Genomic DNA, 21,142 nt, shown 5'->3' with positions numbered 1-21,142 from the left:
CATGACCCAGGCGCCGGCCCCATCCCCCGCCGCCCCCGTCCCCGAGCCCGCCGGCGGCGGCGCGCAGGCGGTGGCGCGGGCGCTGTCGCTTCTGTCGCTGGTCGGCAGGGGCGGCAGCGCCGGGCTGGGGCTGACGGAACTGGCCGGCGCCGCCGGGCTGACAAGGCCCACGGTGCGGCGGCTGCTGCTGGCCCTGGCGGCGGCGCGCATGGTCGAACAGGATCGCCGGACCCGGCGCTATCACCTGGGCCCCGAGGCCTATCTGCTGGGCACATTCGCCGCCGAGCGCCACGGCATCCTGCATCACGCGCGCGAATCCATGCTGCGGCTGGCGCACGAGACCGGCGACACCGTGCTGCTGACCGTGCCGCAGGGCGACCATACGCTGTGCCTGGAACGGATCGAGGGCGATTTCCCGATCCGCACCCATGCGCTGATGCGCGGCGACCGCAAGCCCGCGGGCGTCGGTGCCGGGGCGTTGGCGCTGCTTGCCGCCCTGCCGGTGCCCGAGGCCGACGCGCTTTTGCAGAAGGCCGCGCCGCTGATCGAGCTTCTGGCTCCCGGCCTGGCCCCCGCGCTGGCCGACGACCTGGCCCGCGCCCGCGCGACGGGCGAGGCGCTGAATCCCGGCCGGGTGGTGCCGGGATCCTGGGGCCTGGGCGTCGCCATCCTGTGGCGCGACGGCCGCCCGGCCGGCGCGCTTTCCATCGCCGCCATCGAGAACCGCATGGGCGAGGCACGCCGGACCGAATTGGCCGCCGCCCTGCACCGCGAGGCGCGGCTGGTCGAATCCCGGCTCGCGGCGCTTGAGACGCAACAGAAAAGGAACATCGCATGACCGATCCGCTGATCGTCGGCTGGGCGCATACGAAATTCGGCAGGTCCGAGGCGCCCGACACAATGGCCCTGATGGCCGAGGTGGCGCGGCCGGCGCTGGACCACGCCGGCCTTGGCGCCGATGCCGTCGACGGCATCTTCGTCGGCGTCTACAACAACGGCTTCTCGCGCCAGGATTTCCAGGGCGCGCTGGTCGCCATGGGCACGCCGGACCTGGCGGGCGTGCCGTTCATGCGCACGGAAAACGCCTGCGCCACCGGCTCGGCCGCGCTCTATGCGGCGGCCGATTTCATCGCCTCGGGACGCGGCAAGGTGGCGTTGGTGATCGGCGCCGAAAAGATGAGCGCGACCCCGGGCGACCAGGTCGGCGACATCCTGCTGTCCGCGAGCTATGTCCCCGAGGAGGGCGAGATCCCCGGCGGCTTCGCCGGCGTCTTCAGCCGCATCACCGAAAGCTATTTCCAGCGCCACGGCGACCGGTCCGAGGAACTGGCGATGATCGCCGCCAAGAACCACGAAAACGGCATGCGCAACCCCTATGCGCATATGCAGAGGCCCTTCGACGTCGGCTTCTGCAACACCATCTCGGACAAGAACCCGCGCGTCGCCGGGCCGCTCAGGCGCACGGATTGCTCGCTGGTCTCGGACGGGGCGGCGGCCTTGGTGCTGGCCGCGCCCGAGGTGGCGGCCGATCTGCAGCGCGCCATCCGCTTCCGCGCCCGCGCCCAGGCCGGCGACCTGCTGGCGCTGTCGCGGCGCGATCCCATCGCCTTCGACGGCCCGCACCGGGCCTGGGCGTCGGCGCTGGATCAGGCGGGGCTCGGCGTCACGGACCTGTCGCTGGTCGAGACGCATGACTGCTTCACCACCGCCGAGATGATCGAATACGAGGCCATGGGCCTGGCCCCGCGCGGCCAGGGCTGGCGCGTCATCCGCGACGGCGTGACCCGGTTCGACGGCGCGCTGCCGGTGAACCCGTCGGGCGGGCTGAAGTCCCGGGGTCATCCGATCGGCGCCACCGGCGTCTCGCAGCATGTCATGGTGGCGATGCAGCTGGCCGGCGACGCGGGCGCCATGCAGGTGCCCGGCGCCAGCCTGGGCGGCGTCTTCAACATGGGCGGCGCCGCGGTCGCCAGCTATTGCTCGATCCTGGAGCGCGTGAAATGACCGGACCCGCCATCGACCCGGCCGGCGGCGTGATCCCGGTCTCGACCCGGGTGATGAACCTTGCCACCTTCCTGACCCAGGCCGCCCGGCGCGACCCCGACGGCATCGCGCTGGTCATGGGCGAGGCGCGCTGGAGCTGGGCCGAGTTCGAGGCCCGCGCCGACGCCCTGGCCCACGCGCTTCAGACCCGCTTTGGGTTGCAAAAGGGCGACCGGGTGATGTGCCAGTCGCAGAACTGCATGGAGATGATGCAGGCCATGTTCGCCACCTGGCGCGCGGGCGGCGTCTGGGTGCCCGCGAACTTTCGCCAGACGCCCGAGGAAGTGGCCTGGCTGACCGAATCCTCGGGCGCGACGCTGATGTTCTGCAATGCCGCCTTTCCCGATCATGCCGCCGCCTGCGGCGTCACGACGCTGGTCTTCGGGCAGGCCGGTTTCGGCGCCTCGGTGCAGGCGATCACCGCCGAGCACATGGGAAGCCGCCCGCAGGTGGCGGCGGTGGACCGCGACGATCCCTGCTGGTTCTTCTTCACCTCGGGAACCACGGGCCGGCCCAAGGCAAGCGTGCTGACCCATGGTCAGATGGCCTTCGTGGTGACGAACCACCTGGCCGACCTGATGCCGGGCCTGACCGGAGACGACGCCTCGCTGGTCATCGCGCCCTTGTCGCATGGCGCGGGCGTGCACCAGTTGACCCAGGTGGCGCGCGGGGTGAAAACCGTGCTGCTGCCGACCGAGCGTTTCGACGTGGCGCAGGTCTGGGATCTGGTGCGGGACTGGCGGGTGTCCACCATGTTCACCGTACCGACCATCCTGAAGCTGCTGGTCGAGCATCCGGCGACCGAGACGGCCGACACCTCGTCGCTGCGCTATGTGATCTATGCCGGCGCGCCGATGTATCGGGTGGATCAGCAGAAGGCGCTGCGCACCCTCGGCAAGGTGCTGGTGCAATATTTCGGCCTGGGCGAATGCACGGGCAACATCACCGTGCTGCCCGCACATCTGCACGAGGCCGAGGACGGCCCGGCCGTCCGCATCGGCACCTGCGGCCATGCCCGCACCGGCATCGAGATCCAGATCCAGGACGACCAGGGCCGCGAATTGCCGGCCGGCCAGACCGGCGAGATCTGCGTGATCGGCCCCGCCGTCTTCGCCGGCTACTACCGGAACCCGCAGGCCAATGCGAAGGCCTTCCGCCACGGCTGGTTCCGCACCGGCGACCTGGGCCACATGGACGAGGCGGGGTTCCTCTACATCACCGGGCGCGAAAGCGACATGTTCATCTCGGGCGGCTCGAACGTCTACCCGCGCGAGATCGAGGAAAAGATCCTGACCCATCCCGCCATTTCCGAAGTCGCGGTGCTGGGCGTGCCCGATCTGCTGTGGGGCGAGGTCGGCTGGGCGATCTGCGTCGCCAGCACCCCGGTGACCGAGGAGGAACTGGCGGCGTTCCTGATGCCGAAACTGTCGCGCTACAAGCTGCCCAGGCGCTTCCTGTTCTGGGACGGCCTGCCGAAATCGGCCTATGGCAAGATCACCAAGAAGATGATCCGCGAGGAACTGGACGCCCGCGGCTTGCTGGAGCAGGCCCCGGCATGAGCATGGTCCATCCCGGCCCCCGAACGGCCGAACGTGCGCAGGCCCGCCGCGCCACGCTGCGGCCCATCCGCGGCCGACTGCGCGCCGGCCAGACGGTCATGCAGGCGGTGGGCGAGCTGTTCGCCGATCACGGCTGCAAGGGCGGCGTGCTCTCGCTGGCGGGCCTTGTTTGCGGGCCGATGCGCTATGTGCTGCCGGCGCTGTCCACCGACGGGCTGCACGCGGCCTGGTATTCCCACACCCATGCGCCGGCCGGCCGCTGGACCATCGAAAGCGCCACGGCCACCGTGGGCTGGAAAGAGGGCGCGCCCTTCCTGCACTGCCACGGCATCTGGTCGGACGGGCGCGCCAGGAGGATGGGCCACCTGCTGCCCTTCGACTCGACCGTCGCCGAGGAGGTGGTGGTCTCGGGGCTCGGCGCGGCCGGGACATGGTTCGAGGCGCTGCCCGACGCGGAGACCGCCTTCACCCTGTTCACCCCGCAGGGCGGCGGCGACGGTCCCGGGCTTTTCGCCCGCATCCTGCCCGGCGAGGATGTGATCACAGCCATCGAGACGCTGGCCGCGCGCCACGGCATCCGCGACGCCCGCCTGCATGGCGTGGGCAGCATCGACCATATCCGCTTCGCCGAGGGGCATCGCATGGATTGCCTGGCCACCGAGCTGCGCTTCGACGGCGCACGGCTGGCCCAGGGCGCGGCGCATGTCCCGATCGAGGTCGTGGACATCCACGGCCATATCGCGCGCGGCACGCTGGAACGGGGCGCCAATCCCGTGGGCGTGACGCTGGAACTGATCATCGAACCGAAAGAGGAGACACCATGAAAACCGCCATCATCACCGGCGGATGCCGCGGCATCGGCCTGGCCGCCACCGAGATCTTCCTGGAACAGGGCTGGGCCGTGGCCGTGGTGGACCGCGATACCGAGGAACTGCACCGCGCCTGCGATCCCCTGGAAAACGTCCTGCCCATCGAGGCCGACATTTCGGACCCGCAGGCCGTCGACGGGGTGATCCGCAAGGTGGTCGAGCGCTTCGGCCGGGTCGATGCGCTGGTGAACAATGCCGGGGTCGCGCTGTTCTCGCAGGTCGGCCGGACCAGTTTCGAGCAATGGCGCGAGGTCATGGCGACGAATCTCGACGGCGTATTCCTGTGCACGCAGGCCGCGACCGGGGAACTGGCCAAGACCCGGGGCGCCATCGTCAACATCGCCTCGATTTCCGGGCTGCGCGCCTCGACGCTGCGGGTGGCCTATGGCACCTCCAAGGCGGCGGTGATCCACCTGACCAAGCAATTCGCCGCCGAACTGGGCGAACAGGGCATCCGCGTCAATTGCGTCGCCCCCGGCCCGGTCAAGACCAAGCTGGCCATGGCCGTGCACGCGCCCGAGATCATCGCGGCCTATTATGACGCCATTCCCCTGAACCGCTACGGCGAGGCGCGCGAGATCGCCGAGGCCATCGTCTTCCTGTGCTCGGACAAGGCGAGCTTCGTCTCGGGCCAGACGCTGGCGGTGGACGGCGGCTTCGACGCCACCGGCGTCGGCCTGCCGGCACTGCGGCGCGAGACCGAACCGGCCTGAACCCGGCCTTGCCGCAAGAACGACACAAACTGACCGGCACCATGCAGCAATGTCCATGGTGCCGGCCATTTTGTCATGTCGGGCAATAACCCTGCCCACTCGTTACAAGTCGCAACCGAAATCCATTTGCCCCTGAAATACCGCCCGGAACCTGACCCGAGCGGCGGCGGGGCCGCGCTTCCAATGCCCGCTCTCTTCCACACCAACCCGGAAGAATAAATTCCGCGCCATTGCCTAGGCAATTCTGCGTATGTGCCAAAGACACGCCGGCGCGGGAAATGCCGGCGGACCGATGCGGCGCGCCTTGCAAAATGCTAAACACGACCCCGCCAGGGCCGGCGCCCGCCTCCACCCGCATCCGAAAGACGCCCGCATGACCATGACGCGATGCCTCCGCGGCTCCGCCGCCGAGAGCCGGAACCTGCCCGGAGATCCCCGCTGATGAAGAAATCGCTGGGCGCCTCGCTGGCCGTGGGCATGGCCGGGCTGCAATTCCTGGCCATCCTGCTGGTGGTTTTCTCATCTTACGTCACGTCGGAACGGGCGCTGATCCGGCACGCCCGCGACCTCTTGCGCGATGTCGGCATTAACACCATCGAACATTCCAAGGGCTTCCTCAGCCCGGCGCAAGGCGCGGCGGAGCTGGCCGCGCAGCTGGCCCAAAACCGGGTCATCGCCAGCCACGACACGCCGGTGCTGGAACAGCTGCTGTTCCAGCAGCTGAAGATGGCGCCGCAATTCGCCGGGCTGTATTACGGGCGCGAGGACGGCACCTTCGTGATGGTCATGCGCAGCCCGGACGGGCGGGCGGAATACCGTTCCAAGATCATCTCGATCGAGAACGGCAAGCGCCGGGTCGAACTGATCTGGCGCGATGCGACTTTTGCGGAAGTCGGGCGGCAGCTGGACCCGACCGACACCTACGACCCGCGCGACCGGCCCTGGTATGTCAAGGCCTGCAAGGAGCGGCGGACGATCTGGACCGATCCCTACATCTTCTTCTCGTCCCAGCAGCCCGGCATCACCCTGGCGGCGCCGGTGCTGCACGAAAATGGCCGCGTACGCGGCGCCGTCGGCGTGGATATCGAGATCAGCATGATCTCGGAATTCCTGTCGCGGCTGAACATCGGCCAGCACGGCCGGGCGCTGATCATCAACCATAACGGCGATGTGATCGCGCATCCCGATGCCAGCCTGATCAAGACCCGCAGCGCCGACGGCACGCTGCGCTTTGCCGACATCCGCGAGCTTGGCGACCCGATCGCCCGCGCCGCCTTCGGGCCGCTGGCGCTGGCCGGCGCCCTGCCGGTCCAGCAGGAGACGCCGTCGCAATTCGACTATCAGGGCGCGTCCTATGTCTCGACCATCATGCCGGTGATCAGCGACAAGCTGCCCTGGACCATCGCCGTCTATGCCCCCGAGAACGACTTCACCGGCGTGCTGAAGAAAAACCGCACACTGAACATCTGGCTGGCGGTACTGGTCGCCGGACTGACCGGGTTGATCGGACTGGCACTGGCCGATTACATCCACCGGCCGGTGCGGGCCTTCGCAGTGCGCACGGCGCTGATCTCGCAGGGCGAGCTCGACCCCGACGCCCCCCTGCCCCGCACCTACAAGGAACTGGGGCGCGCCAATGACGCGCTGGTTCAGCAGATCGTCGCGCGCCGCAAGACCGAGCGCGAATACGGCCAAACCTTCAACATGTCCTCGCGCGGGATGGCGCAGATCCAGCCCGACAGCGGCCGCTTCATCCGCGTGAACGCGCGGATCTGCGAGATGACCGGCTACAGCGCCCGGGACCTGTCGCAGATGCGGCTGCGCGACCTGTTCCATCCCGACGACCCGACCTTCGTCGGGGCGATTTTCAACACCGATGACAGCGATTTTGCCGTCAACCGCGAGATCCGCTGCATTCGCAAGGACGGCAGCACCATCTGGATCACCCTGAACGAGATCCTGATCCGGGACGAGCACGGCAAGCCCCTGCACGCGGTGCTGACCATGGACGACATCACCCAGAACAAGCGAGCCGAGACGCAGATCCTCCAGCTGAACCGGGATCTGTCGCATCTGGCGCGCGGCAAGACCATGAGCCAGATGGCGGCCGGGCTTGCGCATGAGCTGAACCAGCCGCTGACCGCCATCGCGCAGAATGCCGACACGGCGCTGCTGATCCTGAACGAGCAGCCGGACGGACCGCCGCCGGCGCTGCACGACCTGCGCACCATCCTGGCCGAGATCGAGGGCCAGTCGTTGCGTGCGGGCGAGATCATCCGCGCCCTGCGCGGCTTCATCAGCAAGGACGAAGGCGGCAGCACCGCGCTTGATCTGGCACCGCTGATCGAACAGACCCTGCGGCTCGTCCAGGCCGAGGCGACCGAGGCGCGGGTGGGCCTGCAGACCCTGCTGGATCCCGACCTGCCGCCGGTGCGCGGCAACCGCGTCCAGGTCGCGCAGGTGATCGTCAACCTGTTGCGCAACGCCATCGAGGCATTGGCCCCCGACCCCGCCGCCGACCGCCGCGTCATCCTGCGCGCCGCGCGCGACGGCGGCATGGTCCGCATCGCCGTCGAGGATACCGGCCCGGGAATCGCGCCGGGGATCAACCTGTTCTCGCAATTCGAGACCACCAAGTCCGACGGCATGGGGCTGGGCCTGTCCATCTGCCGCTCGATCGTCGAGGCGAATGGCGGGACGCTCTGGCACGAGACCCTGCCCGGCCGCGGCTCGCGATTCCTGTTCACGCTGCCGGTCCACGCGCATGGCTGAGACGGTCGCGGATGCCGGCCGGCTTGCAGCCCGGCAAAAACTGACCGATACCCTTTGCGATCCTTAACGCAAGGCTGCCATGTCCGAGGTTTCCCTGACGGTCTTCGTGATCGACGACGACGACGATATTCGCAGATCCCTGGCGCGCGCGCTGGAAAGGCGCGGCTACGCGGTCGAGAGCCATGCCTCGGCGCAATCCTTTCTGGACAGCTACGACCCGCGCCGCGCCGGTTGCCTGGTCCTCGATTACGGCATGCCCGGCATGAACGGGCTGGAATTGCAAAAGCACATGAACGCCATGGGCATGGCGATCCCGATCATCTTCATCACCGGGCACGGCGGCGTGCCCGAATCGGTGCAGGCGATCAAGGCCGGCGCGGTCGATTTCCTGGAAAAACCCTTCCGCCAGACCGACCTGCTGGAACGCATCGAGACCGCCTTCGCCATCACCCGCGCCCGCCTTGCCGACGAGGAGCAGAACCGCAACCATCGCGCCCGGTTCGAGCGCCTGACCGCGCGCGAGATGGAGATCGTCGAGCGCATGGTGGCGCGGCCCTCGGAAATCTCCAGCAAGGAAATCGCCGCCGCCCTGGGCATCAGCCCGCGGACGGTGGACCACCACCGGGCGCGCATCCTGGAAAAGCTGAACGCGCGATCGGTGGCCGAACTGATCGCGCTGGCAGGGAAATAAAGCCGGTATCACCGGCGGGCCGGCCCGCTAGCCGTCGTTGACGCGGAAATCGGCGGGCCTGATGCCGTGCCGGTTCAGCTTGTCGTAGAAGGTCTTGCGCGGCAGGCGCAGCCGGGCCATCGCCTGGGTGGCGTTGCCCTCGGCCAGGCGCAGGGCGTCGCGGATCAGCTCGGCCTCGTATTCCGCCACCAGCCCGGCCAGGCCCGGCCCGTCCTCTCCTCCTCCGGCCGCATCGAAAGGCGACAGGCCCAGCGCATGGCTTTCGGCGAACTGACGCAGCTCGCGCAGGTTGCCGGGCCAGCCATAGCCAGCCAGCCGCGCCTTGACCGTGCCGGTGACCGGCGCCGCCGGCAGGTCCAGCCGCGCCGCCGCCTCGATCAGGAAATGCCGGAACAGCTCGGGGATGTCCTCGCGGCGTTCGGCCAGCGGCGGCAGGGTCAGGGTGATGCCCGCCAGCCGATAGTAGAGGTCGCTGCGGAACGCCCCCTCGCGCATCAGCCGCGCCAGATCGGCGCTGCTCGAGGCGATCACCCGCAGATCCAGCGCCCGCGGCGCGGCGGCGCCGGGCGGGCGGATCTCGCGCGCCTCGATCAGCGCCAGCAGCGCCGCCTGCAGCGCCGGAGAGAGCGCGTCGATCTCGTCAAGGTAAAGCGTGCCGCGATGCGCGCTTTCCAGCCGTCCCGGCAGGCGCGGGTTGCGCCCCTGCGACTCGGCGCCCAGCATCTCGGCCTCGAAGCGGGTTTCGTCCAGCGCAGCGCAGGCGACATGCACGAAGGCGCGGGCGCGGCGCGGGCTTTGGCGGTGGATGGCGCGCGCCACCGTCTCCTTGCCCGAGCCGCCGGGGCCGAGGATCAGCACGTCGCCCCCCGTCTCGGCCACCCGGCCCACGGTCTCGCGCAGATGCATCATGACGGGGCTCTGGCCGATCAACCGGGTCTCGGCCGCGGCGCCGGCCTGCTGCTGCTGCCGCAGCGCGCGGTTTTCCAGCACCAGCGCGCGGGACGAAACGGCACGGGCCAGCGCCGCCGCCAGCGGGCCACCGCCGATGGGCTTGGTCAGGAAGTCGTAGACCCCCCGCTTCAGCGCCGCCACCGCCATCGGCACGTCGCCATGGCCGGTCAGCAGGATCACCGGCAGGTCCGGGTCCAGCGCATGGATGCGCTCGAAGACCTGGAACCCGTCCATGCCGGGCATGCGCACGTCGGACAGCACCACGCCCGGCCAGTCGGGGCCAAGCCCGCGCAGCGCCTCGGCGGGTTCGGTGAACGGCTCGGCCCGGAACCCCGCGATCTTCAGCGATTGCACCTGCGCGGCCAGCAGGTCGGGATCGTCATCGACAAGGCGGACGAGCGGAGCTTCGGTCATGGCATCCCCGGCAGGTCGAGATGGAAGGTGGCACCCCGGCCCGGCTGCGGCGGCTCGGCCGTCAGGCTGCCGCCAAAATCCCGCGCGATCTCTTGCGAGATCACCAGGCCCAGCCCCAGCCCCTGCGGCTTGCTGGTGGCAAAGGGGGTAAAGAGCGTGGCGGCGATTTCCGGCGTCAGGCCCGGCCCGTTATCCGAGACGGTCAGCCGCACCGTGCCGTCGCACTGGGTCAGGGCGATGCGGAGCTCGGCATCCGGGCGGCCGGACAGCGCCTCCTGCGCGTTCTGGATCAGGTTGACCAGGATCTGTTCCAGCCGCACCGTCTCGCCGCGCACGGCAAGGCCCGGGGGGATCTGCGGCAGCACCATGCGGATGCCCTCGGCCCGGCGGCGGCTGGCGACCAGCAGCAGCGCCGCGTCCAGCGCCTCCTTCAGCGGGATCGGCCCCAGGTCGCCGGTGGCCTTGCGGGCAAAGCTGCGCAGTTCGGTGGTGAACTGGGCGATGCGGTCGGACATGCGCAGGATCTGGCCCAGGTTTTCCGCCACCTCGGGCGCCGCCCCCGGCGGGATCAACTGCTGGCCGTTCTCGGCCAGAAGCCGGATGGTGGCCAGCGGCGTGTTCACCTCATGCGCGACGCCGGCGGTGATCTGGCCCAGGGTCGCCAGCTTGTTGGCCTGCACCATCTCGCCCTGCATCTGCACCAGCCGCTGCTCGGCGGCGCGGCGCTCGCGCATCTCGGCGGTCAGGTCGCGGGTGCGCTCCTCGACCGCGCGCTCCAGATCGGCGCGGTAGCGGCGTTCGGCCTCGGCGCGACGGGCGGCGCGGGTGCGGGCGCGCGCCGCCCAGAAGCCGGCACCCAGCATCAGCGACAGCAGGAAGCCGACCGTCCCGGTGGCGAAGGCCGCCGCCTGACTGGCCCCGGCCGAGGGCGCGCGGATCACCAGCCGCCAATCGGCACCGGGAACCGGCAGCGCCGCCGCCACCTCGCCCGCGCCGGCGGCGGGCAAGGCGCCGAAGCGCCGCCCCGGCTGGCTGGTCAGGATTACCTGCCCCGCCGCATCGGTCACGAAGATGCGCTCGCCGGCCTGCGCCCAGTTGCGCTCGGTCTGGTCGAATTCGACCTTCACCACGATCACGCCGCGCGGCTGTCCCCCCAGCAGCACGTTATGCGACAGGTACAGGCCCGCCCGCTTGCTGACGGTGCCAAGGGCGAATTGCGTCGCCTCGCCTCGCAGCAGCGCCTGACTGAAATAGTCGCGGAAACTGTAGTCCGAGCCGACGAAGCTGACCGCCTCGTCCCAGTTCGAGGCGGCGATCGCGACCCCGTCGCGGTCCAGCAGATAGATAACCGCGCTGTCGGTCTGACCGCGCAGCCGGTCCAGCTTGACCGAGGCGCGGGCGACATGGGCCGGGTTGGGATCGGCCAGCGCCTCGCGCATGACCGTGTCGTCCGACAGCACCGCCGCGACCGCACGCTGCTTGGCAAGCACGCTTTCCAGCGCCTGCACCCGGGTGCGCGCCGTCACCTCCAGCCGCTGGGCCAGCTCTGCGACCGCGCTTTCGCGCACCAGCCCGAAGGTCAGCGCCAGCAGGCCAAGGCAGGCGACAAGAATGACGGCGGCCAGCGCGGCGCGGCGCGCACCCGCCAATTTTCCACCGACCGCACCCGCCGCCGAATCAACCATTGCCGCCGGTTCTCCTCTGGCTGCGGGATCAGCGCCCGCCTGTGTGGATTTCCACACTAGCACGCCCTCGCTGTGTGGGAAACCGCACGGTTTTCCTGCCCGGATCGCAGCAAAAAGACATGATTACAACGCATTGCCGCCATGCGCCCGGCTTTTGGGCGTCAAGACCCGACGACTTATCATGGCTGTCACATACCCGTCATTCGCAGGTCGGAGGAGGCCTCTATGCAAATCGACACCTCGGCAGCGCCGGCCGCCCACGGTCCGCGCCCCTTCTACAGACATCTCTATTTCCAGGTCCTTTGCGCCATCGTCGCCGGCGCGCTGATCGGCCATTTCTATCCCCAGACCGGCGAGGCGCTGAAACCCCTGGGCGACGCCTTCATCAAGCTGGTCAAGATGATCATCGCCCCGGTCATATTCCTGACCATCGTCACCGGGCTGGCCGGCATGGGCACGCTCAGGGGCGTGGGCTCGGTCGTCGGCAAGGCCTTCGGCTATTTCCTGACCTTCTCGACGCTGGCGCTGATCGTCGGGCTGATCACCGCCAATGTCATCCGGCCCGGCGCCGGCATGAACATCGACCCGGCGACGCTGGATGCCAGCAAGGTCACCGACTATGCCGCCAAGGCGCATGAGACCAGCCTGACCGGCTTTGTCATGGACATCATCCCGTCCACCATCACATCGGCTTTCGTGGACGGCAACATCCTGCAGGTGCTGTTCGTCGCCATCCTGTTCGGCATCGGCCTGATCCTGATCGGCGACAAGGGCAAGCCGGTCGTGGCGCTGTTCGAGGCGATCAGCCATGCCGTGTTCCGCATGGTGGACATCCTGATGAAGGCCGCGCCCATCGGCGCCTTCGGCGCCTTCGCCTTCACCATCGGCAAATACGGCATCGCTTCGGTGGTGAACCTGGCGACGCTGGTCGGCACCTTCTACCTGACCTCGGCGCTGTTCATCGTGGTGATCCTGGGCACGGTCTGCATGCTCAACGGCTTCTCGATCTTCCGGCTGATCTCCTATCTCAAGGCCGAGATCCTGCTGGTGCTGGGCACCTCGTCATCGGAATCGGCGTTGCCCTCGCTGATGGAGAAGATGGAGCGCGCCGGCTGCAAGCGCTCGGTCGTGGGGCTGGTCGTGCCGACCGGCTACAGCTTCAACCTGGACGGCACCAATATCTACATGACCCTGGCGGCGCTGTTCATCGCCCAGGCCACCAATACCGATCTGACGCTGCAACAGCAGATCCTGCTGCTGCTCGTCGCCATGCTGTCCTCGAAGGGCGCGGCGGGCGTCACCGGCGCGGGCTTCATCACCCTGGCCGCGACCCTGTCCGTGGTGCCCACGGTGCCGGTCGCCGGCATGGCGCTGATCCTGGGCGTGGACCGCTTCATGTCGGAATGCCGCTCGATCACCAACTTCATCGGCAATGCGGTCGCCACCGTGGTCGTCAGCCGCTGGGAAGGCGCGCTGGACCGCGAGCAGTTCGACCGCGCCCTGGCCGGCGATGACGGGGCCGAGATCGCCCCGGTCCGCGGCCTGCACGGCGCCCCCGCCGGGCTGCGCCTGAACGAGGCCAGCGCCGACTGATCCCCGCCGCGGCAGAAGATACCGACCGGCCGGCACGCAGATCCCGCGGGCCGGCCGGTTGCGTTCCCAGCGCCGCCTTACCCGCCGGCGTCACCGCTCTATCGCCGCGATCTGCGGCGCATCGGATCGTCTCTTTCGGGCAAGGTCTTTGGGATGCCCGGCCTACCCCGGCCGAAGGCGCTGCAAGCCGAGCTGCGCGACGGGCTGCGCTAGCCCATCCGGTAGCCGGGGGTCGAATTCGACAGCGCGGTCTCTTCCTCGTCCATGCCTTCGGGGATCTCCTGGAACAGCGGCGTCGAAAGGTAGCGCTCGCCGGTATCGGGCAGCATGGCCAGGATCACCGAGCCGGGCTCGGCGCGCTCGGCGATCTGCATCGCGACGGCGAAGGTCGCGCCGCCCGAGATGCCGGTCAGGATCCCTTCGCGCGCGGCGAGTTTTCGTGCCCATGCCATGCCTTCGGCCCCCGGCACCGGGATCAGCTGGTCGTAACCGTCCGAGTCCAGCGCCTCTTGCAGCACCAGCGGGATGAAATCCGGCGTCCAGCCCTGGATCGGATGCGGCTCGAAGGCCGGGTGGCTGACGGCGGGCGAGCCGTCCGCGGTGCGCTCCTGCGCGATGCCGCTGCTGACCAGCGCCGCATTGGCCGGTTCGGTCAGGACGATCTTCGTCTCGGGACGCTCGCGGCGCAGCACGCGGGCAAGGCCGGTCGCGGTGCCGCCGGTGCCATAGCCGGTGACGACGTAATCCAGCCGCTCGCCGGCGAAATCGCCCAGGATCTCCTGCGCTGTGGTCGCCTCGTGAATATCGGCATTGGCGGGGGTCTCGAATTGATGGGCCAGGAACCAGCCGTGCTTCTCGGCCAGTTCGACGGCCTTGTTGTACATGCCGGTGCCCTTTTCGGCCTTGGGCGTCAGCACCACCCTGGCGCCCAGCATGCGCATCAGCCGCCGCCGCTCGACCGAGAAGGTCTCGGCCATGGTGACGACCAGCGGATAACCCTTTTGCGCGCAGACCATGGCCAGACCGATGCCGGTATTGCCGCTGGTCGCCTCGACCACGGTCTGGCCGGGCTTCAGCGCGCCCGAACGCTCGGCCGCCTCGATGATGTTCAGCGCCAGCCGGTCCTTGACCGAGGCGGCGGGGTTGAAGAACTCGGCCTTGACGTAAAGCCGCACGCCCTCGGGGCCGAGGTGGTTGATGCGGATGGTCGGCGTGTCGCCCACCGTGTCGAGGATGCTGTCGTAAAGCCGGCCGCGGCCCCGGGTGGTCCTGATCCCCTGCTCTGCCATCTGTCTGCCTCCATCTGCATTGATGGAGGCAGAGTAGCGCAATCCGCCCGGCTTTTAAGCCGGAATCGGCGCGGTATCAGCCCTTGCGGCCGGTGGCGAACATCGGCCCGCCACGCCAGCGCGGGAAGCCGTAGCCGTGGATCTCGACCAGGTCGATGTCGGCGGGGGTTTGCGCGACGCCCTCGTTCAGGATTGCCTGGCCCTCGGCGGCCATTTCCCTGACAAGGGCCTGGGCGATCTCCTCGCGGCTCATCGCCGGGCCGGGCCGGATTTGGTCCGCCAGCAGTTCGGCCGCCACCGCCGAGGGCTGCGGCCGGCGCTCGCCCGGCGCATAGTCATACCAGCCGCCGCCGGTTTTCTGGCCCTTGCGGCCGGCGCGGACCAGGATGTCGCCCAGCGTCTCGGGCACGTCCTGCCCCGCCGCCCGCGCGCCCTCGCGCTGCAGGAAGGCGATGTCGAGCCCGCCCAGATCCTGCGCCTCGAACGGCCCCATGGCGAAGCCGTAACCGCGCATGGCGGCGTCGATTTCGGCAATCGGCACGCCCTGGCGGACCAACGCCTCGGCCGCGGCGCGATAGCGTTTCAGGATGCGGTTGCCGATGAAGCCCTCGCAAATGCCGGCGCGGACCGGGATCTTTTTCAGCATCCGCGCCAGCGCAAAGCCGGTGGCCAGCGTGCGGTCCGAGGTGTCCGGCGCGGGCACGATCTCCAGCAGCTTCATCACATTGGCCGGGCTGAAGAAATGCAGGCCGATGAAACGCCCGGGATTGGGCAGCACCTCGGCGATGACGCGCGGGTCGAGATAGGAGGTGTTGGTCGCCAGCACCGCATCCGGGCGACAGACCCGGGCGAGTTGCTCGAACACGGCGCGCTTGACACCGATTTCCTCGAACACCGCTTCGATCACCAGATCGGCATCGGCGATGCTGGCATAATCCGTGGTCCCGGTGACGCCGGCCGTCAGCGCCTCGGCCTGCGCCTCGGTCAGCTTGCCGCGCTTGACGCCGCCCGCGAAGATGCCGCGCAGATTGGCCAGGCCGCGCGCCACCGCCGCGTCGTCGCGCTCGATCAGGGTGACGGGCAGGCCGGCCTCGCACAGGGCGGCGATGATGCCCGCGCCCATGGTGCCGCCGCCGATGACGGCCGCGCGGCGCAGCGGCAGGGGTTCCACCCCGCGCAGGGCGGCGGGGCGCGGCGCGGCGCGCTCGGCGAAGAAGACATGGCGCAGCGCCGCCGCCTGGTCCGAGCCGCGCAGTTCCAGGAAGGTCTGGCGCTCGAAGGCCATGGCCTCGGCAAAGGGCGCCTCGACGGCCTTGCGCAGGCAATCGAGCGCCCGCAACGGCGCGGCGGCGCCCTTGGCGGTCTTGGCGACGGCCTTCTCCTGCTCGGCCCAGAAACCCGCTGCGGGCGCGGCAACCGGGCGGGCCGAGACCGGCGCCGGCAAGGGCCGCGTCAGCGCCTGCCGGGCAAAGGCTGCGGCGCCGTCGCGCAGGTCGCCCTGGATCACCGCATCGACCAGCCCGGCGGCGAAGGCCTTCGGCGCAGGCATCGGCCTGCCCGAGGTCACCAGCTCCACCGCCAGCGCGGCGCCGGCAAGGCGCGGCGTGCGCACCGTGCCCGAGGCGCCGGGAACGATGCCGAGGCCAACCTCGGGCAGGCCGACCGAGGCGTCAGGCGCGGCCACCCGGAAGCGGCAGCCCATCGCCACCTCGAACCCGCCGCCAAGCGCCGAGCCGTGGATGGCCGCGACCCAGGGCTTCGCGGCGCCTTCGATGCGGTCCACCAGGTCGGGCAGGTGCGGCGGCTGCGGCGGCTTGCCGAATTCGGTCACGTCGGCCCCGGCGATGAAGGTGCGGCCGGCGCAGACCAGCACCACCGCCGCGACCGAGGCGTCGGCGTCCAGCGCGCCCACCGCGTCCCACAGCCCCTGCCGCAGCGCCGTGGACAGCGCGTTGACCGGCGGATTGTCCACGGTGACGATGGCGATTTCCCCTTGGCGGGCGATGGTGACGGTCATTTCCTCAGATCCCCAGATAGGCTTCGCGGATGCGCGGATCGGCGATCAGTTCCGCCGCCGGTCCCTGCATGATGATATGGCCGGTTTCCATGACATAGCCCCGGTCGGCGATCTTCAGGGCGCCGAAAGCGTTCTGTTCGACCAGCAGCACGGTGACGCCAAGCGCCTTGAGCCCGCTGACCACGTCGAAGATCTGCTGCACGATGATCGGCGCCAGACCCATCGACGGCTCGTCCAACAGCAGGCAGGACGGCCGGCCCATCAGCGCCCGCGCCATGGCCAGCATCTGCTGCTGGCCGCCCGACAGCCCGCCGGCCGCCAGGTTGCGCTTTTCGCGCAGGATCGGGAACATCTGGAACGCGTCCTGCATGTCCTTTTCCACCCGCTCGTCGCTGTAGAGGAAGGCGCCGAGGCGCAGGTTCTCCTCGACCGTGAGATTGGTGAAGATCTGCCGGCCCTCGGGCGATTGCGTCAGCCCGCGCGCCGGGCGGCGATGCGCCGGCACCCCGGCCAGCGGCTCGCCCCGGAAGGTGATCTGCCCGGCCGAGACCGGCTGCACGCCCGAAAGGCAGCGCAGCAGCGTGGTCTTGCCCGCGCCGTTGGCGCCGACCACGGTGACGATCTCGCCGGAATCGACATGCAGGTCGATGCCGTGCAAGACCTCGATGCGCCCGTAGCGCGAGCGCAAGCCCTCAACCGTCAGCATCGGCACCCTCCTCGGTTCCCAGATAGGCGGCGATCACCGCTGGGTTGCGGCTGACCTCGGCCGGCGCACCCTCGGCGATCTTCTCGCCATGGTCCAGCACGACGATATGGCTGGAAATGCGCATCACCATCTTCATGTCATGCTCGACCAGCAGGATGGCGGTGCCGGATGCCGCGACCTCGGCGATCAGGTGGTCGATCTCCTCGGTCTCGACGGCGTTGCAGCCGGCCGCGGGTTCGTCCAGCAGCAGGACGGCCGGGTTCATCGCCAGCGCCCGCGCGATTTCCAGCCGCTTGAGCGAGCCATAGGACAGGTTCCCCGCCTCGCGATCCGCGGCGCGGTCCAGGCCCACGCGGGCCAGCAGCGCCAGCGCGCCGTCCCGCGCCTCGCGCGAGCGGCGGCGCGAGGCGGGCAGGTTCAGCAGGTCGGCCAGCACCGGCCCCTTTTCGCGCAGGTGAAAGCCCGAGATGGCGTTTTCCAGCACCGTCATGGCCTGGAAGATCTGCAGGTTCTGGAAAGTGCGCGACATGCCGCGCCGCGCCAGCAGGTCGGGGCGCATCCCGGTCACGTCCTCGCCCTTCAGCACCACGCGGCCCGAACCGGGCTGATAGACGCCCGAGATCATGTTGAACAGCGTGGTCTTGCCGGCGCCGTTCGGGCCGATGACCGAGACGATCTCGCCCGGCTCGACCTTGAAGCTGACATCGTTCACGGCCTTGAGGCCGCCGAAGGTGATGCCCAGACCCTCGACCGAAAGCAGCGTCATTCGCCGGTCCCCCGCAGCTTGCGCAGGATCGAGGGCAGAAGTCCGTCCCGCAGGAAGATCATCACCAGCATCATCACCAGGCCGAGGACCAGCTGCTCGTATTCCGCCAGCACCGTCAGCGCCTGCGGCAGCAGCGTCAGCACGCCCGCGCCGAAGATCGCGCCCAGCACCGAGCCGGCGCCGCCCAGCACGGCCATGGTCACCATCTCGATCGAATGCATGAAGCCGGCGATATCGGGGGTGATGAACTTGTTCTGCAGCGCCACCAGCGATCCCGCGACCGAGGCATAGACCGCCGAGATGACGAAGGCCTGCAGCTTGAGCCGCGCCACGTCCACGCCCACGGTGCGCGCGGCGATTTCCGAGCCGTGCAAAGCGCGCAGGGCGCGGCCGGTCGGGCTTTGATGCAGGTTCAGCGCGATCCAGGCGCCGATCATCAGCGCGATGCCGCAGAGGAAATACCAGAACTGGCCGTTGCTCAGCTCCAGCCCCCAGTCCTTCAGGACGCCGCGCAGGCCCAGGTCGGGAACCTCGATGCCGTCTGGCCCGCCGGTCAGCGCCCGTTCGTTGTTCAGCACCATCGAGACCAGGATGCCGAAGCCCAGCGTGGCGACGGCCAGGTAATAGCCCTTGAGCCGCAGGATCGGCCGGCCGACCAGGTAAGCCAGCACGGCCGAGACCGCCGCGCCCAGCACCACCGCCAGCGACGGGTGCAGACCCAGATGCGTCGGCGCCAGCGCGCAGGCATAGCCGCCGATGCCGGCAAAACCGGCATGGCCCAGGCTGATCTGCCCGGCATAGCCGGTCAGGATCACGATGCCGGTCACGGCCAGGCCGTTGACGAAGATCAGCGCGCCGACCCGGTAGTAATAGCCCGAGGGAAAGAAGAACGGCGTGACCGCGATCAGCGCGGCCAGCACCAGCAGCGTGGCGGACTTGGCGGAGAGTTTCGGCATCACACCCGCTCCGTCGATTTGCGGCCGAACAGGCCCTGCGGCATGAAGAACAGCACCAGCAGGATCACCACGAAAGCCGCGGCCTCCTTGTAGGTCGAGGAGAGGTAGCCCGCGGTCAGCGCCTCGATCAGCCCGATCAGGAAGCCGCCGGCCAGCGCGCCCTTGGGATTGCCCATGCCGCCCAGCATGGCGCCGGCAAAGCCCTTCAGCGCGAAGCCGATGCCGACATTATAGGCAGTCAGCGTGATCGGCGTCGCCAGCACCCCGGCCAGCGCCCCGATCCCGGCCGACAGCGCGAAGGACAGCGTCATCACGAAATTGGTGTTGATGCCCACGAGCTGCGCCGCGAGCCGGTTGTTCGAGGTCGCCAGCACCGCCCGGCCCAGAAGCGTGCGGGTGAAGAACAGCCACAGGCCGGCAAAGACCAGCAGCGCGCCGCCGATCACCCACAGGCTTTGCGGCTGGATGGTCGCGCCGCCGATGCGCAGCGGCGTATCGCCGGAAAAGGCCGGGAAGCTGTGGATCTGCTTGTCGAACACCAGCTGCGCCGCGCCCTGCAGGAAGACCGAGGCGCCGATGGTGATGATGATCAGCGACACGACGGGCGCGCCGCGCGCCGGCTCGATGGCCAGCTTGTTGATCGCCACCCCCAGCGCGGCGGTGGCGACGATGGCGATCAGCGCCGCCAGCGGCAACGGCAGGCCGGCAGCATGGGCGAACCAGGTGATCATGCCGCCCAGCATGACGAATTCGCCCTGGGCGAAGTTCACCACATCCGAGGCGTTGTAGATGATGGTGAAGCCAAGGGCGACCAGCGCATAGACCGCGCCGACCGTCACCCCGGAAAAGAGGAACTGCAAGAACTCTGACATGTGCTCTCCGGCGTCTGTCTTGTGCGTGGGTGGCAGGCGCATTCCCCCGCGCCCCCTAGGGCGCGAGGGCCGGAATTCAGCCGCTTACTCGACCAGCGTCCAGTCGCCGCCCTTGATCTCGAGCATGCGGAAGGCCGAGAGGTCGAGACCAAGGTGATTCTCGGGCGTGAAGGAATAGATGCCGGTGGTGCCGGCCAGGCCCTTGGTCGCCTCGATGGCGTCGCGGATCGCCCCGGGCTCGGTCGAGCCGGCGCGGATGATGGCGTCGGTCAGGATCAGGAAGGCGTCATGTGCATAGCCGCCGAAGGTGCCGACCGGGGTCTTGGTCTTTTCCTCGAAGGCCGCCTTATAGGCGGTGACGACCGGCTTTTGCGCGTCGCCCTCGGGCAGCAGCTCGGCGACCAGCAGCGCGGTGCCGGGCAGGCGCACGCCCTCGGCCGCCTCCGGGCCAGCCAGTTCGATGAACCCGTCCGAGGCGACGCCGTGCGACTGATAGAGCGGCAGGTCGATGGCGAGTTGCTTGTAGTTGCGCGTCACGATGGACGGACCCTGGCCAAAGCCCGGGTTCAGCACCGCCTGCACGCCCTCGGCGTTCTTGATCTTGGTCAGCTGCGCCGTCATGTCGGCGTCCTTGGGATCATAGGTCTCGTCCGCCACGATCTCGATGCCGTAATCGCCGACCACCTCCTTGCACTGCGCCTGCATCGAGGCGCCGAAGCCGTCGGTGCCCGAGATCATGCCGATCTTCGCGATATCGCGCTTCTGCATGTCCTCGAAGATCTTCTGGCAGGCCATGCGGTCGGTATGCGGGGTCTTGAAGGTATAGGGCTTCACCGGGTCGATGATGTCGATGGCGCCGGCCAGCGAGATGAAGGGAATCTCGGCATCCTCGGCCACCGACAGGATCGACATCGAGGTGCCGGTGGTGGTGCCGCCGATGATGGCCTGCACCTCGTCATCCTCGATCAGGCGGGTGGCGAAGGTGCGTGCCTTGTTGGCGTCGCCGCCATCGTCGTAAAGCACCAGCGCGATCTCTTCGCCATTGATGCCGCCCTTGGCGTTCAGGTCCTCGACCAGCATCTCCAGCGTCTTGGCCTCGGGATCGCCCAGGAAGGCGGCCGGGCCGGTCGCCGAAACCGAGGCTCCGATCCTGATTTCGGCGCTGGCGGCCGAGGCCAAGGCAAGCGCGATCAGCGCGGCCGGAACGGTCGTGGTCAGGGTGGTCTTGATCATGGTTTTCCTCCTC

General features: G+C 69.1%; 17 protein-coding genes. 8 read left to right on the top strand and 9 right to left on the bottom strand.

Translation table 11 applies throughout. The features are described from left to right. Window position 1 precedes the first annotated feature (1 nt). The 7 genes from NBE95_RS18765 to NBE95_RS18735 all read left to right on the top strand — a co-directional run bounded on the left by NBE95_RS18765 (window position 2) and on the right by NBE95_RS18735 (window position 8,647). Window positions 2–838: a helix-turn-helix domain-containing protein gene (locus tag NBE95_RS18765; protein WP_289895983.1), complete on the top strand. Its 837-nt coding sequence runs from the start codon at window positions 2–4 to the stop codon at window positions 836–838. After that, a complete protein-coding gene (locus tag NBE95_RS18760) occupies window positions 835–2,004 on the top strand; it encodes an acetyl-CoA acetyltransferase (protein ID WP_289895982.1) in 1,170 nt (389 codons plus the stop codon). The genes NBE95_RS18765 and NBE95_RS18760 overlap by 4 nt, the downstream gene beginning before the upstream one ends. After that, the gene (locus NBE95_RS18755; RefSeq protein ID WP_289895981.1) at window positions 2,001–3,602 is read left to right on the top strand and encodes an acyl-CoA synthetase; all 1,602 of its coding nucleotides are present in this window, start codon (window positions 2,001–2,003) and stop codon (window positions 3,600–3,602) included. Before NBE95_RS18760 ends, NBE95_RS18755 begins: the two co-directional genes overlap by 4 nt. Then, window positions 3,599–4,426, top strand: coding sequence for a DUF296 domain-containing protein (locus NBE95_RS18750; RefSeq protein ID WP_289895980.1), 828 nt, complete (start codon window positions 3,599–3,601; stop codon window positions 4,424–4,426). Before NBE95_RS18755 ends, NBE95_RS18750 begins: the two co-directional genes overlap by 4 nt. Next, window positions 4,423–5,184: an SDR family oxidoreductase gene (locus tag NBE95_RS18745; RefSeq protein ID WP_289895979.1), complete on the top strand. Its 762-nt coding sequence runs from the start codon at window positions 4,423–4,425 to the stop codon at window positions 5,182–5,184. The genes NBE95_RS18750 and NBE95_RS18745 overlap by 4 nt, the downstream gene beginning before the upstream one ends. A 441-nt stretch (window positions 5,185–5,625) precedes the next feature. Next, window positions 5,626–7,956, top strand: coding sequence for a cache domain-containing protein (locus NBE95_RS18740; protein WP_289895978.1), 2,331 nt, complete (start codon window positions 5,626–5,628; stop codon window positions 7,954–7,956). A 79-nt stretch (window positions 7,957–8,035) separates the two neighbouring features. Further along, on the top strand, window positions 8,036–8,647 hold the full coding sequence (locus NBE95_RS18735) for a response regulator (RefSeq protein WP_289895977.1): 612 nt from the start codon (window positions 8,036–8,038) through the stop codon (window positions 8,645–8,647). A 27-nt stretch (window positions 8,648–8,674) separates the two neighbouring features. Here the strand turns inward: NBE95_RS18735 and NBE95_RS18730 are convergent, their stop codons facing one another. Further along, window positions 8,675–10,012, bottom strand: a complete 1,338-nt coding sequence (locus NBE95_RS18730) for a sigma-54 dependent transcriptional regulator (protein WP_289895976.1) — start codon at window positions 10,010–10,012, stop codon at window positions 8,675–8,677. After that, window positions 10,009–11,697 (bottom strand): ATP-binding protein, encoded by a 1,689-nt coding sequence (locus NBE95_RS18725; RefSeq protein WP_289895975.1) that lies wholly within the window; start codon window positions 11,695–11,697, stop codon window positions 10,009–10,011. The genes NBE95_RS18730 and NBE95_RS18725 overlap by 4 nt, the downstream gene beginning before the upstream one ends. 225 nt (window positions 11,698–11,922) lie before the next feature. Here NBE95_RS18725 and NBE95_RS18720 point away from each other — a divergent pair, with 225 nt between their 5' ends. Then, window positions 11,923–13,290 (top strand): dicarboxylate/amino acid:cation symporter, encoded by a 1,368-nt coding sequence (locus NBE95_RS18720; protein ID WP_289895974.1) that lies wholly within the window; start codon window positions 11,923–11,925, stop codon window positions 13,288–13,290. Between the two features lie 209 nt (window positions 13,291–13,499). Here NBE95_RS18720 and NBE95_RS18715 read toward each other — a convergent pair whose 3' ends face one another. From NBE95_RS18715 to NBE95_RS18685, 7 genes are all read right to left on the bottom strand, one after another. After that, window positions 13,500–14,579: a pyridoxal-phosphate dependent enzyme gene (locus tag NBE95_RS18715; protein WP_289895973.1), complete on the bottom strand. Its 1,080-nt coding sequence runs from the start codon at window positions 14,577–14,579 to the stop codon at window positions 13,500–13,502. Between the two features lie 76 nt (window positions 14,580–14,655). Then, window positions 14,656–16,596, bottom strand: a complete 1,941-nt coding sequence (locus tag NBE95_RS18710; RefSeq protein ID WP_289895972.1) for a 3-hydroxyacyl-CoA dehydrogenase NAD-binding domain-containing protein — start codon at window positions 16,594–16,596, stop codon at window positions 14,656–14,658. A gap of 4 nt (window positions 16,597–16,600) precedes the next feature. After that, a complete protein-coding gene (locus NBE95_RS18705; protein ID WP_289895971.1) occupies window positions 16,601–17,302 on the bottom strand; it encodes an ABC transporter ATP-binding protein in 702 nt (233 codons plus the stop codon). Further along, on the bottom strand, window positions 17,289–18,068 hold the full coding sequence (locus NBE95_RS18700) for an ABC transporter ATP-binding protein (protein WP_289895970.1): 780 nt from the start codon (window positions 18,066–18,068) through the stop codon (window positions 17,289–17,291). The genes NBE95_RS18705 and NBE95_RS18700 overlap by 14 nt, the downstream gene beginning before the upstream one ends. Then, window positions 18,065–19,024: a branched-chain amino acid ABC transporter permease gene (locus NBE95_RS18695; RefSeq protein ID WP_289895969.1), complete on the bottom strand. Its 960-nt coding sequence runs from the start codon at window positions 19,022–19,024 to the stop codon at window positions 18,065–18,067. The genes NBE95_RS18700 and NBE95_RS18695 overlap by 4 nt, the downstream gene beginning before the upstream one ends. Continuing rightward, window positions 19,024–19,896 carry a branched-chain amino acid ABC transporter permease gene (locus NBE95_RS18690; protein ID WP_289895968.1) on the bottom strand — a complete coding sequence of 291 codons (873 nt, stop codon included), beginning with the start codon at window positions 19,894–19,896 and terminating at the stop codon, window positions 19,024–19,026. Before NBE95_RS18690 ends, NBE95_RS18695 begins: the two co-directional genes overlap by 1 nt. 84 nt (window positions 19,897–19,980) lie before the next feature. Beyond that, entirely contained in the window at window positions 19,981–21,129 is a 1,149-nt protein-coding gene (locus NBE95_RS18685; protein ID WP_289895967.1) for an ABC transporter substrate-binding protein, read from the bottom strand. Between the last annotated feature and the right edge of the window lie 13 nt (window positions 21,130–21,142).

Source organism: Paracoccus sp. TOH (assembly GCF_030388245.1).
GTDB lineage: Bacteria > Pseudomonadota > Alphaproteobacteria > Rhodobacterales > Rhodobacteraceae > Paracoccus > Paracoccus simplex.
This window is presented reverse-complemented; position numbering and strand designations above follow the sequence as displayed.

Excerpts from the sequence above, each read along its gene's own strand:
- NBE95_RS18710 (WP_289895972.1), bottom strand. The coding sequence starts at position 16,596 with ATGACCGTCACCATCGCCCGCCAAGGGGAAATCGCCATCGTCACCGTG.
- NBE95_RS18755 (WP_289895981.1), top strand. The coding sequence starts at position 2,001 with ATGACCGGACCCGCCATCGACCCGGCCGGCGGCGTGATCCCGGTCTCG.
- NBE95_RS18695 (WP_289895969.1), bottom strand. The coding sequence starts at position 19,024 with ATGCCGAAACTCTCCGCCAAGTCCGCCACGCTGCTGGTGCTGGCCGCG.
- NBE95_RS18705 (WP_289895971.1), bottom strand. The coding sequence starts at position 17,302 with ATGCTGACGGTTGAGGGCTTGCGCTCGCGCTACGGGCGCATCGAGGTC.
- NBE95_RS18700 (WP_289895970.1), bottom strand. The coding sequence starts at position 18,068 with ATGACGCTGCTTTCGGTCGAGGGTCTGGGCATCACCTTCGGCGGCCTC.
- NBE95_RS18765 (WP_289895983.1), top strand. The coding sequence starts at position 2 with ATGACCCAGGCGCCGGCCCCATCCCCCGCCGCCCCCGTCCCCGAGCCC.
- NBE95_RS18735 (WP_289895977.1), top strand. The coding sequence starts at position 8,036 with ATGTCCGAGGTTTCCCTGACGGTCTTCGTGATCGACGACGACGACGAT.
- NBE95_RS18690 (WP_289895968.1), bottom strand. The coding sequence starts at position 19,896 with ATGTCAGAGTTCTTGCAGTTCCTCTTTTCCGGGGTGACGGTCGGCGCG.
- NBE95_RS18740 (WP_289895978.1), top strand. The coding sequence starts at position 5,626 with ATGAAGAAATCGCTGGGCGCCTCGCTGGCCGTGGGCATGGCCGGGCTG.
- NBE95_RS18730 (WP_289895976.1), bottom strand. The coding sequence starts at position 10,012 with ATGACCGAAGCTCCGCTCGTCCGCCTTGTCGATGACGATCCCGACCTG.
- NBE95_RS18685 (WP_289895967.1), bottom strand. The coding sequence starts at position 21,129 with ATGATCAAGACCACCCTGACCACGACCGTTCCGGCCGCGCTGATCGCG.
- NBE95_RS18745 (WP_289895979.1), top strand. The coding sequence starts at position 4,423 with ATGAAAACCGCCATCATCACCGGCGGATGCCGCGGCATCGGCCTGGCC.
- NBE95_RS18760 (WP_289895982.1), top strand. The coding sequence starts at position 835 with ATGACCGATCCGCTGATCGTCGGCTGGGCGCATACGAAATTCGGCAGG.
- NBE95_RS18725 (WP_289895975.1), bottom strand. The coding sequence starts at position 11,697 with ATGGTTGATTCGGCGGCGGGTGCGGTCGGTGGAAAATTGGCGGGTGCG.
- NBE95_RS18720 (WP_289895974.1), top strand. The coding sequence starts at position 11,923 with ATGCAAATCGACACCTCGGCAGCGCCGGCCGCCCACGGTCCGCGCCCC.
- NBE95_RS18750 (WP_289895980.1), top strand. The coding sequence starts at position 3,599 with ATGAGCATGGTCCATCCCGGCCCCCGAACGGCCGAACGTGCGCAGGCC.
- NBE95_RS18715 (WP_289895973.1), bottom strand. The coding sequence starts at position 14,579 with ATGGCAGAGCAGGGGATCAGGACCACCCGGGGCCGCGGCCGGCTTTAC.